Source organism: Acinetobacter sp. FB (genome assembly GCF_056033405.1).
In genome coordinates this window covers 454,971-470,575 of record NZ_CM148502.1, presented here as the reverse complement: position 1 = coordinate 470,575, position 15,605 = coordinate 454,971, and the positions used below count along the sequence as shown (strand labels likewise).

At 39.0% G+C, this 15,605-nt stretch carries 12 protein-coding genes; 7 read left to right on the top strand and 5 right to left on the bottom strand.

The features are described from left to right. Window positions 1-61 precede the first annotated feature (61 nt). Window positions 62-967 (bottom strand): DMT family transporter, encoded by a 906-nt coding sequence (locus tag AC0JIQ_RS02270; RefSeq protein ID WP_474202504.1) that lies wholly within the window; start codon window positions 965-967, stop codon window positions 62-64. A 183-nt stretch (window positions 968-1,150) separates the two neighbouring features. Between AC0JIQ_RS02270 and AC0JIQ_RS02265 the strand changes: the two genes are divergently transcribed. The 3 genes from AC0JIQ_RS02265 (at window position 1,151) to AC0JIQ_RS02255 (ending at window position 4,322) form a co-directional block, all read left to right on the top strand. Beyond that, window positions 1,151-2,011 (top strand): helix-turn-helix domain-containing protein, encoded by an 861-nt coding sequence (locus tag AC0JIQ_RS02265; RefSeq protein WP_474202503.1) that lies wholly within the window; start codon window positions 1,151-1,153, stop codon window positions 2,009-2,011. 148 nt (window positions 2,012-2,159) lie between these two features. Continuing rightward, window positions 2,160-3,686: a fumarate hydratase gene (locus AC0JIQ_RS02260; RefSeq protein ID WP_474202502.1), complete on the top strand. Its 1,527-nt coding sequence runs from the start codon at window positions 2,160-2,162 to the stop codon at window positions 3,684-3,686. A 93-nt stretch (window positions 3,687-3,779) separates the two neighbouring features. After that, window positions 3,780-4,322 (top strand): DUF2059 domain-containing protein, encoded by a 543-nt coding sequence (locus AC0JIQ_RS02255; protein WP_474202501.1) that lies wholly within the window; start codon window positions 3,780-3,782, stop codon window positions 4,320-4,322. 17 nt (window positions 4,323-4,339) lie between these two features. Here AC0JIQ_RS02255 and AC0JIQ_RS02250 read toward each other — a convergent pair whose 3' ends face one another. The 4 genes from AC0JIQ_RS02250 to tig form a co-directional block, all read right to left on the bottom strand. Continuing rightward, entirely contained in the window at window positions 4,340-5,056 is a 717-nt protein-coding gene (locus AC0JIQ_RS02250) for a DUF2846 domain-containing protein (RefSeq protein ID WP_046738410.1), read from the bottom strand. Between the two features lie 151 nt (window positions 5,057-5,207). Beyond that, on the bottom strand, window positions 5,208-6,518 hold the full coding sequence (gene clpX, locus AC0JIQ_RS02245; protein WP_004660446.1) for an ATP-dependent Clp protease ATP-binding subunit ClpX: 1,311 nt from the start codon (window positions 6,516-6,518) through the stop codon (window positions 5,208-5,210). 28 nt (window positions 6,519-6,546) lie between these two features. Then, on the bottom strand, window positions 6,547-7,152 hold the full coding sequence (gene clpP, locus AC0JIQ_RS02240) for an ATP-dependent Clp endopeptidase proteolytic subunit ClpP (RefSeq protein WP_004660445.1): 606 nt from the start codon (window positions 7,150-7,152) through the stop codon (window positions 6,547-6,549). A 196-nt stretch (window positions 7,153-7,348) separates the two neighbouring features. Beyond that, a complete protein-coding gene (tig, locus tag AC0JIQ_RS02235; RefSeq protein ID WP_046738411.1) occupies window positions 7,349-8,680 on the bottom strand; it encodes a trigger factor in 1,332 nt (443 codons plus the stop codon). A 462-nt stretch (window positions 8,681-9,142) separates the two neighbouring features. Here tig and AC0JIQ_RS02230 point away from each other — a divergent pair, with 462 nt between their 5' ends. The 4 genes from AC0JIQ_RS02230 to leuA all read left to right on the top strand — a co-directional run bounded on the left by AC0JIQ_RS02230 (window position 9,143) and on the right by leuA (window position 15,527). Further along, complete coding sequence (locus tag AC0JIQ_RS02230) at window positions 9,143-11,542, top strand: catecholate siderophore receptor Fiu (protein ID WP_474202500.1); 2,400 nt, start codon at window positions 9,143-9,145, stop codon at window positions 11,540-11,542. A gap of 97 nt (window positions 11,543-11,639) precedes the next feature. Further along, complete coding sequence (locus AC0JIQ_RS02225; protein WP_474202499.1) at window positions 11,640-12,323, top strand: Fe2+-dependent dioxygenase; 684 nt, start codon at window positions 11,640-11,642, stop codon at window positions 12,321-12,323. Then, window positions 12,323-13,426: an alpha-hydroxy acid oxidase gene (locus tag AC0JIQ_RS02220; protein ID WP_474202498.1), complete on the top strand. Its 1,104-nt coding sequence runs from the start codon at window positions 12,323-12,325 to the stop codon at window positions 13,424-13,426. The genes AC0JIQ_RS02225 and AC0JIQ_RS02220 overlap by 1 nt, the downstream gene beginning before the upstream one ends. Before the next feature lie 403 nt (window positions 13,427-13,829). Then, window positions 13,830-15,527: a 2-isopropylmalate synthase gene (gene leuA / locus AC0JIQ_RS02215; protein ID WP_005219710.1), complete on the top strand. Its 1,698-nt coding sequence runs from the start codon at window positions 13,830-13,832 to the stop codon at window positions 15,525-15,527. Window positions 15,528-15,605 lie beyond the last annotated feature (78 nt).

The window sequence follows — 15,605 nt, the reverse complement described above, 5'->3', positions numbered from 1 at the left end:
TCATAACGTTATATTAAAGCCATTAATTCGTTCAAAAGTTAATGGCTTTTTTATTCATCAATCAAGCATTTTTTGAAGAACCTAAACGCTTTAACTGCGGAATTTTCACAAAGAAAATTGCATTACCACATAAGATCAAGATCACTCCGATCACTGCATTCATTTGCCAGTGATAATCTTCCCATACTGTCGAGATCAGCAATGCCACTAAAGGAAATAACAAGGTGCTATACGCGGCTTTACCTGCGCCAATTCGTCCGACCAAATAGAAATAAGCAGTAAAACCAATCACTGAACCAAAGATAGCGAGATACAATAAAGCACTCACTGCACTGAATTGCATACTTGGGAAAAACTCATCTTGTCTAAACCATGAAATCAATGCCATCAACAACGAACCATATAACATGGCATAGGCATTGGTGGTAAAAATATCCAGTCCATGTTTTTGATGGCGCGTACTGATCATATTGCCCAAAGAGAAACCATAAGTTCCTAAAATACACAGCCCGATACCAATCAATGTATTACGATTTAAAGTCGTGCCAACCACGTCATGCCAAAACAAGGCAATAATCCCGAGTACACCTAATAAGGCCGCAGGATAAAAGCGTGTCGACACCTGCTGGGCAAAGAAGAGTTTGGCGTTGATGGTGTTAAAAATGACGGCCATAGAAAAAATGACGGCCTCTAAACCACTACTGATATATTGCACCGCATAATAAAAACAGACAAAGTTAAAGCCAAAAATACAACAGGCCTGTAACATACAAAACAGATGATCTTTACCAGCCAGCTTCTGTAACTTGCGGCTCAAAGCAACAAAAGCAAATAACACCATTGCTGAAATAAAAAAACGCCAGAACACTGCAACACTGGCTGATATTCCACTTTGTTGTTGCAGACTAATTGCAATCCATGTGGTTCCCCAAATCACCACAACCAAAGCATATAACAGCGCATTCATATCACTAAAACCAAACTCAATTACCTCGACGACTATTTTGCTGCTTTTGCGGTCATGATTACTTGCACCATCTTGCGGTGATTGTCATGGATTTGCGTTTTTCTAGAATTTTTTTGACCAGATGACAAAATTGGCTGAAAGTTCTACACTAAACTGGATCATATTTGGCACTGTGTATAGAAGATGAAATATCAGATTCTAGATCAATTACAGCAATATAAAGCGCAATTGCTCGACTCGGTAGAACTGGGTTCGGGTATGCAGTTGGCCATGTGGCAAAATAACCAAGACCGTGTCAGCGTCTGTAGCAATCACCACACTTTGAGTATGTATATTCAGGGCGGTTATGAAAGCTATCAAAAAACCCAGCAAGGCTGGCACAATGGCGGTGGCCCTGACCGTATGTGCCTGATGCCACAAGATTTCGAATCGACTTGGGACTTACGTGATCCACTCACCTTCGTACATCTTTACTATACTGAACAGCACTTACAACGTGTGGCCGAACAAGTCTGGGATCGGGAACCAAGTCAGATCATTTTAAACCCACAAATTTTTGTGGCTGACCCACAAATTTCGATGATCTATCGACACTTTTTACTCAATGGCGCATGGCAAGATCGTGAAAACCATTTGCAGATGAGTACGGCTACGACGCTATTACTCAATCATCTGATCAAAAATTACAGTCATGCCCGATGGCAAGCACCTGAAGTCAAAGGGGGACTCTCGCCTTATGTGCTTAAGCAGTTATTGGAATGGATTGATCAACATCTCCATTTGAGTTTGACCTTGTCTGATCTGGCGCAACAAGCGCAACTCAGCGAGTATCATTTTGCGCATATGTTTAAACAATCGATGCAGATGCCACCGCATCAATATGTGATGCAACGCCGTCTCGAGCGCGCTCATCAAGCACTTGAACAGACCACAGCGAATCTGACAGAGATTGCTGTGCAATATGGATTTAGCTCCAGCAGCCATTTTAGCCATCGCTTTAAAAAACAGTTTGGCTGTAGCCCATCTCAACTGAGAAAAAACTAAAATCCAAAGCGCATCTTTGGTTGATGCAATTTAGATCAAAGCTTCGCTTTAGACCTTTAGCCAAATCTAAGCTAAAACTCCCACATTGATTCCTTTTTGTCATATAATTTAGCCCGCCAGCTAATCGCCCGCTCAAGAGAAATTTGATATGACAACGATCATCAAACAAGATGACTTGATTACATCAATCAAGGATGCCCTGCAGTTTATTTCTTACTATCACCCACAAGACTTCATCCAAGCGATGAGCCGTGCTTACGATCGTGAAGAAAACAAAGCTGCAAAAGATGCTATTGCCCAAATCCTTATCAACTCACGTATGTGTGCTGAAGGTCACCGACCAATCTGTCAGGATACAGGGATCGTTAACGTTTTCCTTGAAGTTGGCTTAGACGTTAAATTTGATTTAACCATGAGCTTGGATGATGCTGTAAACGAAGGTGTACGCCAAGGTTACCTAGAAAACTCAAACGTACTCCGTGCTTCTGTTTTAGCAGATCCAGCTTTTGGTCGTAAAAATACCAAAGACAATACCCCTGCCGTGATTCACTATAAACTCGTTCCTGGTAATAAAGTTGATATTACCGTTGCAGCGAAGGGCGGCGGTTCAGAAAATAAATCTAAACTTGCGATGCTCAACCCATCTGATTCGATCGTGGATTGGGTACTTAAAACGGTTCCAACTATGGGCGCAGGCTGGTGTCCACCAGGTATGCTCGGTATTGGTATCGGCGGTACTGCTGAAAAAGCCATGATGCTTGCAAAAGAAGCACTTATGGAAGAAATCAACATGGACGAATTACTTCGTCGTGGCCCACAAAGTAAAATGGAAGAACTTCGTATCGAGATCTTCGAGAAAGTGAATGCATTGGGTATTGGCGCACAAGGTCTTGGTGGTTTAACCACAGTACTTGATATTAAAATCAAGGATTACCCATGTCATGCGGCAGGTAAGCCAGTCGGTATGATTCCAAACTGTGCTGCGACTCGTCATGCACACTTCCAGTTAGATGGTACTGGTGTTGCACATATTCAAGCACCAAAACTTGAAGACTACCCTGCTGTAACGTGGGATTCGTCTCATTCGAAGCGTGTCAACCTTGATACCATTACTCAAGAAGAAATGAATGCTTGGAAGCCAGGCGATACATTATTATTGAACGGTACAATTTATACAGGTCGTGATGCTGCACATAAGCGCATGGTCGACATGTTAAATAATGGCGAAGAACTTCCAGTCGATCTAAAAGGTAAATTCATTTACTACGTGGGTCCAGTCGATCCAGTTGGCGATGAAGTGGTTGGTCCTGCAGGCCCAACAACAGCAACCCGTATGGATAAGTTTACTCGTCAAGTGTTAGAAGCAACTGGCTTATTCGGTATGATTGGTAAAGCGGATCGTGGTCCTGCTGCAATTGAAGCGATCAAAGACAATCAAGCAACTTACTTAATGGCCGTTGGTGGTGCAGCTTACCTCGTGTCTAAAGCAGTTCGTGAAGCTGAAGTTGTTGCTTTTGCAGACTTAGGTATGGAAGCAATCTACAAATTCGTAGTTGAAGATATGCCTGTCTCTGTTGCAGTTGATGTGAATGGTACTTCGATCCATGCCACTGCACCAAAAATCTGGCAAGCGAAAATCGGTAAGATTCCAGTGGTAGATGCTGCCGCTCAATAATACTTATACAATAATCTTAGCCGAATCATCGTATTCGGCTATTTTTTTGCCTAAAGCATCTGTTAAATTATAAAAAACAATAAGGATAACAAGATGAATAAAACAATATCGATCCTAATAATAAGTCTCTGCTGTGTCATGGCAACAGAAAATACATTTGCCAGTCCTGCTCAAAAAAAATCTGTAAAAGAACTAATTAAACTCAGTGATTTAGAAAACCTTTTACATTCATCTTTAGATGAAATGCAGCCTGCGTTAGACTCTGAAGCTGAAAGTATGCTTTTAAAAATTTTAGGTAAAGAGAGACTAACAACCAATCAAGAACATCTAGCACTTGTAGAACTCAGTCAATTATTAAAAGACACAAGCTCAAAAATGTTTATGCGCCCTGAAACATTACAAGCAATTGAGCAAATTTATGCAGAAACACTGAGTGAAGAGGAAGTACAAGCTTATTTAAAATTTTTGCGAACGCCAGAAGGAAAATCAATCAACCAAAAAAATTTAACAATTAGTAGCAATGTTTTTCAATACATGAATAGTTTAAGTCAAAAGACCTTAAATGATCCTGAGCAAAATTTAAAACTCAAAGAGCAGCTTTTAAGCATCATCAAACCCTTAATTCAAGATGAATAAACGCTGCTCAATATCGACTACCACGTCAATGGATTCCAAAGTTTAAATGGCTTAACCAAGAGTACCTCAGACTTTTCATCATACTTAGCTGGCTTTAACTCTTGGGGCTTAGACCGAATTTTACCTGAGGCATCTTGTGCTACAAAGTTATAGCTCGATGATTTTAAACGTGTAAATGCGATTTCCTGATGTGCAACTTTATCAGGCATAATCATAAATGGTCCCGTATGTTCACTACGAGAAATCTTATTTTCTTCATCGTATTTGATAAAATACGTTTGTGAAGCATCAACCGTAAAATCTACATATTTTGGTTTTTGAAAATGTAGCCCTGCCAATGGACGGCTAACACTCAGACGATATGTCCCAGCTGGTAATTCTACCCAATAATAATGATTATGTAACAGGCTTGGAATTCGGTGGCCGTTTATAAATAAATTTGCAGCAGCAATTTCTTGGCGATTCCAGCGCGTATCTGGTCGATATAGATATACCACTGCCGCTTGCTCATTCTGTGGTTTGATCGGTGTGTAATATTGACCTAATTTTTGATTGACCCATCCACCTATGGTAAAACCACCAACATGATACTGATCAGATAGCCCTGGTTCTTTTGCTGTATCTACTGGAGGTAAAGTCGCTGTGAGTACTGTCGAATTTTCTTCAACCGCCTTATGACTTTGACAGCCAGCCAACACCCCTGCACAACATAATGACAATATTAAATAACGCATGATATCCCTCAAGGCGTTTTCTTGGATTTATTTTTTAACAGCGCAAAACTATGCGGATTTTCCAATTTTTAAGATTAACACCTCATTAATTAATTGCAAATAAAAAAAGCATGAAAAGTCTAACCTTTCATGCTTTTTAGATGAATGAGAATTAAGCAGATTTTGAATCAATAACTTTCAAATCTTTCTTTTCAACTAATTCAGGTGTTGTCACTTGTGGTAAACGTTCAGCTTTAAATGTTGGCTTAGCTGTGCCATTAATCACAGCTTCATCCACAATAACCGTCCCCACATCACTACGACTTGGTAAGTCATACATGGTTTCTAGCAAAACGTTTTCTAAAATTGAACGTAAGCCACGCGCACCCGTATTTCGTTCAAGTGCTTTCTTCGCTACAGCACGCAATGCAGATTCATCAAAAACAAGATCAACATTTTCCATCGTGAAAAGATACTGATATTGGCGAGTTAATGCATTTTTAGGCTCTGTCAGAATTTGCATTAATGCTTCTTCATCCAATTCTTCTAAAGTTGCAATCACAGGCAAACGACCAATAAACTCAGGAATCAAACCAAATTTGACTAAATCAGTTGCTTCAACTTGACGGAACAACTCAGAGACTTTTTTACTGTCGTCCTTATTCTTCACATCAGCCGTGAATCCAATACCGCCTTTCTCTTGACGTTGCTGTACAATTTTCTCTAAACCAGAGAATGCACCACCGCAAATAAATAAAATATTTGAGGTATCAATTTGAATGAATTCTTGTTGCGGATGCTTACGACCACCTTGTGGCGGAATAGAAGCAACGGTGCCTTCAATCATTTTCAATAATGCTTGTTGTACACCTTCACCTGATACATCACGAGTAATTGATGGATTCTCCGATTTACGGGTAATCTTATCAATCTCATCAATATAGATAATACCTTTCTGCGCTTTTTCTACATCGTAGTCCGCTTTCTGCAATAACTTTTGTACGATATTTTCAACATCTTCACCCACATAACCCGCTTCTGTGAGTGTCGTTGCATCTGCCATGGCAAAAGGAACATCCAATAAGCGTGCAAGAGTTTGCGCAAGTAAGGTCTTACCTGAACCCGTTGGTCCAATTAACAAGATATTACTTTTCGCAATCTCAATATCTTGATGTGCATGATGCGACTGACCAACTTTCAAACGTTTATAATGGTTATAGACCGCAACAGATAGTGTTTTCTTTGCAACATCTTGTCCAATGACATATTGATCCAACGCAGCACGTATCTCATGTGGTTTAGGCAAAGCTTTAGTCGCCCAGTCACCTGCTTCAACTTGTTGACTGGTTTGCACTAAATCTAAGCAGACATCCACACACTCATTACAAATATATGCGTCCTCACCTGCAATCAATTTTCCAACTTCAGATTGTGTCTTACCACAAAATGAACAATGCTTTTGTCCTTGAGGATGTTCGGACATATTTACTCCACAACTTAAATCTTAAAAACTAGGGACGTTTGCTTAATACTTGGTCAACTAAACCATATTCTTTAGCTGCTTGTGCAGTCATAAAATTGTCACGATCTGTGTCACGTGCAATTCTTTCATAATCTTGACCGCTATGCTCAGCCATCAGACGGTTTAAACGCTCTTTGATATAAAGAATTTCACGTGCATGAATTTCGATATCAGACGCTTGACCACGGAAACCACCGAGTGGTTGGTGAATCATCACGCGTGCATTTTCAAGACAGTAACGTTTTCCTTTAGCACCCGCATTCAATAAGAATGCACCCATTGAAGCCGCTTGTCCCATGCAATATGTAACAACATCTGGCTTAATAAACTGCATAGTGTCATAAATTGCCATACCAGCAGTTACTGAGCCTCCTGGTGAGTTGATATAAAGATGGATATCTTTCTCTGGATTCTCAGCTTCTAAAAATAACATCTGCGCAACGATAAGATTCGCCATGTTATCTTCCACTTCACCTGTCAAGAAGATCACACGCTCACGTAACAAACGTGAGAAAATATCAAATGAACGCTCACCACGTGATGACTGCTCAACGACTACAGGAACTAAAGCATTTTCAATTGTTGGAACATACATATGTTTATTTATTCCTAAATTATTGTGACTCGATCATGCCAACAATATGAGGGATAATCGCTGAAATTGCAAAAGGTTCAACCCTAAATATTCGACTATTTAGACTAAAAGCTGGCAATTTTTCGATAAATTAACACTTTCATAACACGGATAAAAAAAGGCGCATTAAGCGCCTTTCTTCTGAACTTTTAAAAGATTAGCCACGACGAGCTTGTTGTTCTTTCAATAAGTCTTCGTAACTTACTGGAACATCATTTACTTTAGCAGCAGCCAAAATATGATCAACAACTTGGTCTTCTAACACAACTGCTTCGATTTGAGCACGTTGTTGTTTATCATTTTTGAAGTATTCAACAACTTCTGTTGGATCTTCATAAGAAGAAGCCATGTCATCGATGTAAGCTTCAACACGTGCTTGATCAACTTCAAGTTTAGCATCAGCTAATACTTTGCTGACCAATACACCAAGCTTCACTGATTTTTCAGCTTGTTCTTTAAACAATTCATCTGGAAGCATGCTGCTATCAAATGCACCTGCGCCTTGAGCACCAAACTGTTGAGTGAACTGTTGAATCATTTGTTGACGTTGACGGTCAATTTCTTGAGCAACCATAGAAGCTGGAACTTCAATTTCGTTTGCAGCGACAAGTGCATCAAATGCAGCTTGTTTAACTTGGTTACGAAGACCGTTGCGAACTTCACGTTCCATATTTTTACGAACGTCAGCTTTTAACTTATCTACGCCTTCTTCTTCAGTTAAACCAAAGATTTTTAAGAATTCAGCATCAATCTCTGGAAGTTTTTGTTTTTCAACAAGCTTCACAGTGATTTTGAATTGAGCTGCTTTACCCGCTAAGTTTTCAGCTTGGTAATCTTCAGGGAAAGTAACATCAATCACTTTCTCTTCGCCTTTCTTCATCCCGATGATGCCATCTTCAAAACCAGGAATCATACGACCAGAACCAAGAACAAGTTTAAAGTCTTCAGCAGCACCGCCTTCAAACTTCTCGCCATCAACTGTACCTTCAAAATCGAAAGTCACTTGCATGTCTTTTTTCGCCATGCCTTTAGTTTCAGTCCAAGAAGCACGTTGTTTTTGCAAGTTTTCAATCATTACATCAACATCAGCATCGTTGATTTCTGATGATTTACGTTCAACTTCTAAGTCAGCAAAAGCTTTCACTTCTACTTCTGGATAAACTTCTACAGTTGCTTCAAAAACTAAAGCATCATCTTTGTTTTCAACTTTTTCAATGTTCGGCATGCCGACCGCATTGATTTTTTCTTGTTGAATTGCTTCAAATACTGTGTCACGAATGATGTCATTCACAACTTCTTGATAAATGCTCGCACCATATTCACGGCGAACAACATTTAAAGGCACTTTACCTGGACGGAAGCCGTTGATCTTCACAGTTTTGGCAGTGCGTTTTAAGCGAGCTTCAAATTGCTCGTTAACACGGCTCGTCGGTACAGAAACATTTAAACGACGGGCAACGCCCGAAACCGCTTCAGTCGTTACTTGCATGGCTTCCTCGATATATAGTTAGTAGTAACATTTTTAAAAGTGCCACATTATATGACAACTTTCTGGATATACAAAATCAGATGATTAAAATTCCCTATTTTTCCTAATTTGCCAGAAAAACAATATTTAAATTCTCAACCTAAAAATCAAACTAACAATTTTAAAATAATCATTTAAGTATAAAAAACATAGCATTAAATAAATCAATCGTTAATACTGATTCTCATTATCAAAAACAACCGTAATACCAATTATAAAATTAAATTATAAATATCATATGTTTAAGCCTATACAATTCATTATATGGCCAAAATCACAATTGATAATAATAATAATTATCATTAGACTTCTCGCAAAATGTTACACAGCTTAACAATCCACTCACTTTTACTACACTTTTTGTAAAAGTTTAAAAAGATCAAAAGCTCTGTCATTCATCTGTTTAATTTCGGGGGTTCTCTCATGGCAAAAATCAAAAGCCGTAAACATATTGGTACAACACCGTTAGTTGCACTTGCAGCAAGTCTACCTTTGGTCAGTCATGCGGCAACTAAAGAAGAAAAAGTGACTCAACTTCCAACCATTGAAGTGACAGCGCAAGAGATCTATAAAGCCAATACCGTTAGTTCCCCAAAGTACACACAACCTTTAGTGGACACACCTCAAACGATTCAAGTAATTAAAAAAGAAATTTTACAAGAACAAGGGGCTGCTTCTTTAGTGGAGGCATTGCGAAATACTCCTGGAATTACCTTACAAATGGGTGAAAATGGAAATACCAGTGCAGGCGATACTTTCCAAATGCGTGGTTTTTCAACTCAAACTTCGACTTATGTAGATGGAATTCGTGATCTTGGTGCTGTAAGTCGTGATGTATTTAACTTTGAGCAAATTGAAGTTGTCAAAGGTCCTTCAGGTGCTGAAGCTGGTCGTGGCTCTGCTTCTGGTTATATCAATTTAGTCACTAAATTACCTAAAGCTGAAAATAGCCGTGAAGTCTCTGCACGTTATAATACAGCAGAAAATGCACGTTTAACGGCTGATATTAATCAGGCAATTAGCGAAAGTACCGCGATCCGCTTAAACGTAATGGGACAAGATGGTGGTGTAGAAGGTCGAGATGTTATAGAAAATAACGGTTGGGCAATTGCGCCATCAATTGCATTCGGATTAGACAGCGATACTCGTCTGTATTTGTATTCTCAACATATTCGTCAGAATAATATTCCTGATGGCGGTATTCCAACTGTAGGTATGAAAGGCTTTTATGGATATACCTCTAGCTACGCAAACGATAAAAATCTTGCGTTAAGAGATCAAATTCGTGAAGCTATTAATAACTCTGCTGATATGCAGAAAGTGAATAAAGCTTTACAAAATGCGCCTGAAGTTGATCGTAGTAACTTTTATGGAAGCGTAAATGACTATGAAGATATTAACTCGGATATGATTTCAGCTAAAATCGAAAGTGACTTTAGTGAAAATATCAAATTTACCAATATCTCTAGATTAGGTAAAACCAGCATGAAAAGAGCATTAACTGGAATTAATGCAATTAATGCTCCATCAGCTACAGTTACCGTTAATCCAGATAATAGCTATAGTTACAAATTTAACTATGGGTCATTTGACCCTAATAATAGAGATACATGGGCAATTTCTCGTTCCCATCAAGGCGTAGATCAAGAAAATAAAATCCTTGCGAATACATCAAATTTGAATATTAATTTTAAAACTGGTGCTGTTGAACATGATTTAGTTGCTGGCTTAGAGTTTTTACAAGAACAACAAATCTCACGTACCTTATCTACCCAAAAACCAGGAACAAAAGCTCCTACAACGCCTGCTGCGAATCTCTATAATCCTAACCATTATGATGTAATGCCTGAATTGGTTTATACAGGTGCATATAGTGATGGTGAAACCAAAACAGCCGCAGCTTATTTATTTGATACGGTAAAACTATTAGATAATCGTTTACAGTTTAATGGTGGCGTACGCCTTGATTACTATCATACCGATTATGAGGCTTTAGCTGTTGCAACGAATGCAACCACCCTTGCGATTACTAAAACTCCCACTCATCTCAAAGCACACGATACTTTGGTGAGCTGGAAATTAGGTAGTTTATTCAAACCAACCGAAAATAGCAGCCTTTATGTGTCTTACGCTAAATCATTGACTCCGCCAGGAAGTGCAAACTTTAGCTTATCGGACACAGGAGCTAATAGTTCAGCAGCTAAACCACAAAAAACTAATCACTATGAAGTGGGTGGAAAATGGGATGTATTAAAGAATAAATTAGCATTAACTAGTGCGATTTATCATACTGAGAATGAAAACCAGTTTACCCAAGATCCAATTACGAAAGAATCTATTCAAGAAGGCAAAACACGTGTTCAAGGCGTAGAACTTGGTGTCGTTGGTCAAATTACAGATGCTTGGAATATTTCTGCGGGCGTTGCTCATATGAAAACTAAGCAAAAAAATCAACAAAGTTTCAATACTACGACAGGTGAAAAAACTGTCACCGATTCGGTACGTTGGTCTCCAGACTGGACTGCTTCATTATGGACAACCTATGATATTGCAGGTTTTAAGTTAGGCCTAGGCGCACGTTATGTTGATGAACAAAAACGTGTGATCACAGACAGTACAGCTCCAGCAAATATGCCTAAAGTTCCATCTTATATTGTATTTGATGCAATGGCGGGTTATAGCTTTAACAAGAATGCTTCTGTGAATCTAAATGTCTACAACTTAGCTGATAAAGATTACATTAGTGCTTTAAATAATGGCGGTAGTCGTTTCGTACTTGGTCAGCCACGTTCTGCTGCATTAACCTTTAACTACAAATTCTAAGTCATTTTATTTAATTCATCATGATTGAATAAATGAACACAGCCTGTCAAAAAAGCTATAATTTTTGACAGGTTGTATTTTTTGGAAGATTCAAAATATGATGTTGCATATCCCCCAAGTACTCAATAAGCATCAAGTTGCTGAGCTACGCGAACAAATACAACAACAATCAGTTTGGATTGACGGTACTCATAGTGCAGGTCCACAAGCACAAAAAATTAAAAATAATTTACAAGTCGATATACAGAGCGATGTATATGAATCTGTTAGCCATTCTGTTTTGAGTGCATTACAACAAAATCTGCTTTTGCGTTCAGCTGCCCTCCCTAAACATACGTTATTGCCAATGTTTAACTGCTATCAAAATCAAGGCAATTATGGCAACCATGTTGATAATTCGATTCAATATTCTGCAAAAACAGGGCAAATGATACGTACTGATGTGTCTATCACCGTCTTTTTATCTGAACCTGATGAATATGAAGGTGGGGAACTGATTATCGAAGATACCTACGGCAGCCATGAAGTGAAACTCGATGCAGGAGATGCAATTGTTTACCCAGCAACAAGTTTGCATCGTGTTGAACCTGTGACTCAAGGACGTAGAATCGCAGCATTCACATGGATTCAAAGCATGGTTAAAGATGACTGGCAGCGAACGATACTATTCAATTTAGACATGACCATTATCAAACTAAGACAACAATTGGGCGATACAGAAGAAGTTGTTAGTTTAACCAGCCATTATCATAATTTATTAAGGCAATGGGGGGATTTATAATGCATGAGCAGATCCCTACACCCGCTTTGAATACTATTCCTTCGTATATTCAAACAATTTCCGACTATCAACAGCAAGCTCAGCACCATGTTAGCAAGGACATTTGGGGATACTTAAGTGGTGGAGCGATGCATGAAATTAGCGTGCAAAATAATTGTCAACAATTTCAAAATATTCAATTGATTCCTAGACCTCTAAACGACTTAACACAAGGTAATACTCGTTTTCAGTTATTTGGGATGGAATATCCGCATCCTATTTTTCTTGCACCGATTGGCCATCAAGCACTTTTTCATCCTCAAGCAGAAGCTGCATCTGCTCTCGCAGCTGAACTTATGCAAAGTAACTTTGTATTAAGTACATTCACAAACACACATATGGCACAGTTGAAGCCAGAAAACCCGTATAAATGGTTTCAATTGTATTGGCAAGGATGCAGAGAAAAATCTTTAACCTTAATCAAACAAGCTGAACAATCAGGTTATCGTGCAATTGTGATTACGGTCGATGCCCCCCACGTGGGTATCCGAGATCGGGAACGTAAGTTATTCTTTCAATTACCAGAAGAAATGCAACATCCACACACTCCTACCCATTTAAGTTTTCCTGATGTATCACCATCCGAAAGCCAACTATTTCAAGGCTTAATGCAAATTGCACCTAAGTGGGCGGATATTGCATGGGTGATTGCAAATACACATTTGCCTGTAATTTTAAAAGGAATATTACATCCTGCCGATGCTCAGAAAGCCCTCGATCATGGTGTGTCTGGGATTATTGTTTCTAATCATGGTGGGCGTATTGTAGATACGACTATTCCACCTTTAGTTGCATTACAAAAAATTCGTGCAATTGTTCCTCCTGATTACCCTGTATTATTAGATGGTGGAATTCGACGTGGTACAGATGTCTTTAAAGCAATTGCATTAGGTGCAAACGCAGTATTGATTGGACGACCTTATATTTATGGTTTAGCAACAGCAGGCGCTTTAGGTGTTGCTCATGTCATCCGCATGTTAAAAGAAGAATTTGAAATTACGATGGCACTCATGGGAACCGCTACCATAAAGGACATTAATCAAGACTATATTTATCAGCCTTAAGCATATTAACGGGAAATATTTTCTTTAAATTTTATTTTTATGCAAAAAATAGGAAAATATTTCCCATCCATTCGAATTAAAATAAATTATAGACCACTGCAGTCGCTTGTATTTTCACCTAGACTGATTCAAATTAGGTGATTAAGATAACTGCAAAACCCAATACTTTTGCTTTGAACGGTAAATGATGAAAACGAGTGATGATTTTAGCCATCCGTCTGATATAAAACTACTCACTGCTCTCCTGATGCTGCGCCTCGCGCGCGTATAAATTTTTCGCCTACTTTTTTAGGCACTCGATCCCCGAATTCGCTTTAAATTAATTCTTATAGACACCATATATATTCGTAGTACGTTGCATTTATTTTGAAACAGCAACCATGCTACAACAAGGAGTTATCTCATGATGTTGGCTGACCCAAGCAAAAAATACCGCCGTATGTATCAACGAGTGGATTTACCAGATCGTCAATGGCCAAATAACGAAATTAACCAAGCACCGATTTGGATGAGCACCGATCTTCGTGATGGTAACCAAGCGATTTTTGAACCAATGGATATGGATCAAAAATTAAAAATGTTCCACATGTTGGTTAAAATCGGCTTCAAACATATTGAAATTGGTTTCCCTTCAGCATCTCAAATTGACTTTGACTTTACTCGCAAGTTAATTGAAGAAGATTTGATTCCAGAAGATGTGTATATCGAAGTTTTGGTTCAAGCTCGAGATCATTTAATTGCGCGTACTTTTGAAGCGTTAGTTGATGCTAAACGTGCGATCGTGCATATCTACAATTCAAACTCACCAACATTCCGTCAAAAAGTGTTGAATGTAGATGCAAACGGCGCAAAGCAACTTGCAATTAATGCAGCAAATAAAGTTAAAGAATACGCAGCACAATACCCTGCAACTGAATGGATTTTCCAGTACAGTCCAGAGTGTTTTTCTGCAACAGAATTGGAAGTTGCCAAAGATGTCTGTGATGCGGTCACGGAAATTTGGGAAGCGTCTCCAACCAATAAGGTGATCTTGAACTTGCCTGCAACGGTTGAGGTATCAACGCCAAATGTCTATGCCGATCAAATCGAATGGATGCACCGTAACTTGGCACGTCGTGATGGCGTGATTATCTCAGTTCACTGTCACAATGACCGTGGTTGTGGTATCGCTGCTTCTGAATTGGCGATCATGGCGGGTGCTGATCGTGTTGAAGGTTGCGTGTTTGGTAATGGTGAACGTACAGGTAACGTCGATGTTGCTGCGATAGCGTTGAACATGTATACCCAAGGTGTTGCGCCAAACTTAGACTTCTCCAATATCAATGAAATCATTGCAACTGTTGAAGAATGTACAGGTTTACCAGTTCACCCTCGTCATCCATACGCAGGTGATTTAGTCTTTACCGCGTTCTCTGGTTCACACCAAGATGCGATTAAAAAAGGCTTCGAATTCCAGAAAAATGAAGAAATCTGGGATATGCCATATTTACCAATCGATCCGAAAGACTTGGGTCGTGACTACGATGCAGTAATTCGTGTCAACAGCCAATCAGGTAAAGGTGGTATCGCCTACTTATTGGAATCGAATTACAACGTTGCTTTACCACGCCGAGTACAAATCGAGTTCAGCCAAATCGTACAGCAACATACTGATGAAAACGGTACAGAAATCAGTGCACATGAAATCTGGACCTTATTCCAAAATACCTATGTGGATGTGAAAAATAGCCATTATCAAACCAAGCATTATCAATTGTCAGATATCAATGGTACACAAATCATTGAATTAGACATTGAAATTGATGGTGAAGTACAACGTTTACGCGGTGAAGGTAACGGCCCAATTTCGGCGATGCTTGATGCGTTACAATTGCCAATTGATGTTGTAAATTATGAAGAACGTAGTATCAGTTCTGGTGCAAATGCTAAAGCACTTGCCTTGATTGAACTTCAAGTCAAAGGCACAGGTAAAAATGCCTTTGGTGCAGGGATTCATGACAACATTGTCACCTCATCAATTGAAGCGATTATTGCATGTACCAATCGTTTAATTGAACAAGGCGTACTTACAACTGAGCAAGTTGCTGCTGCGGCAGTTTAAGCAAAGCTGAGTTGTAATATCAGAAAAAATGACTTTTGAAAGGATACCTGAATTGGTATCCTTTTATTATTGATCAAA

Excerpts from the sequence above, each read along its gene's own strand:
- AC0JIQ_RS02270 (WP_474202504.1), bottom strand. The coding sequence starts at position 967 with ATGAATGCGCTGTTATATGCTTTGGTTGTGGTGATTTGGGGAACCACA.
- AC0JIQ_RS02265 (WP_474202503.1), top strand. The coding sequence starts at position 1,151 with ATGAAATATCAGATTCTAGATCAATTACAGCAATATAAAGCGCAATTG.
- AC0JIQ_RS02260 (WP_474202502.1), top strand. The coding sequence starts at position 2,160 with ATGACAACGATCATCAAACAAGATGACTTGATTACATCAATCAAGGAT.
- AC0JIQ_RS02255 (WP_474202501.1), top strand. The coding sequence starts at position 3,780 with ATGAATAAAACAATATCGATCCTAATAATAAGTCTCTGCTGTGTCATG.
- AC0JIQ_RS02250 (WP_046738410.1), bottom strand. The coding sequence starts at position 5,056 with ATGCGTTATTTAATATTGTCATTATGTTGTGCAGGGGTGTTGGCTGGC.
- clpX (WP_004660446.1), bottom strand. The coding sequence starts at position 6,518 with ATGTCCGAACATCCTCAAGGACAAAAGCATTGTTCATTTTGTGGTAAG.
- clpP (WP_004660445.1), bottom strand. The coding sequence starts at position 7,152 with ATGTATGTTCCAACAATTGAAAATGCTTTAGTTCCTGTAGTCGTTGAG.
- tig (WP_046738411.1), bottom strand. The coding sequence starts at position 8,680 with ATGCAAGTAACGACTGAAGCGGTTTCGGGCGTTGCCCGTCGTTTAAAT.
- AC0JIQ_RS02230 (WP_474202500.1), top strand. The coding sequence starts at position 9,143 with ATGGCAAAAATCAAAAGCCGTAAACATATTGGTACAACACCGTTAGTT.
- AC0JIQ_RS02225 (WP_474202499.1), top strand. The coding sequence starts at position 11,640 with ATGATGTTGCATATCCCCCAAGTACTCAATAAGCATCAAGTTGCTGAG.
- AC0JIQ_RS02220 (WP_474202498.1), top strand. The coding sequence starts at position 12,323 with ATGCATGAGCAGATCCCTACACCCGCTTTGAATACTATTCCTTCGTAT.
- leuA (WP_005219710.1), top strand. The coding sequence starts at position 13,830 with ATGATGTTGGCTGACCCAAGCAAAAAATACCGCCGTATGTATCAACGA.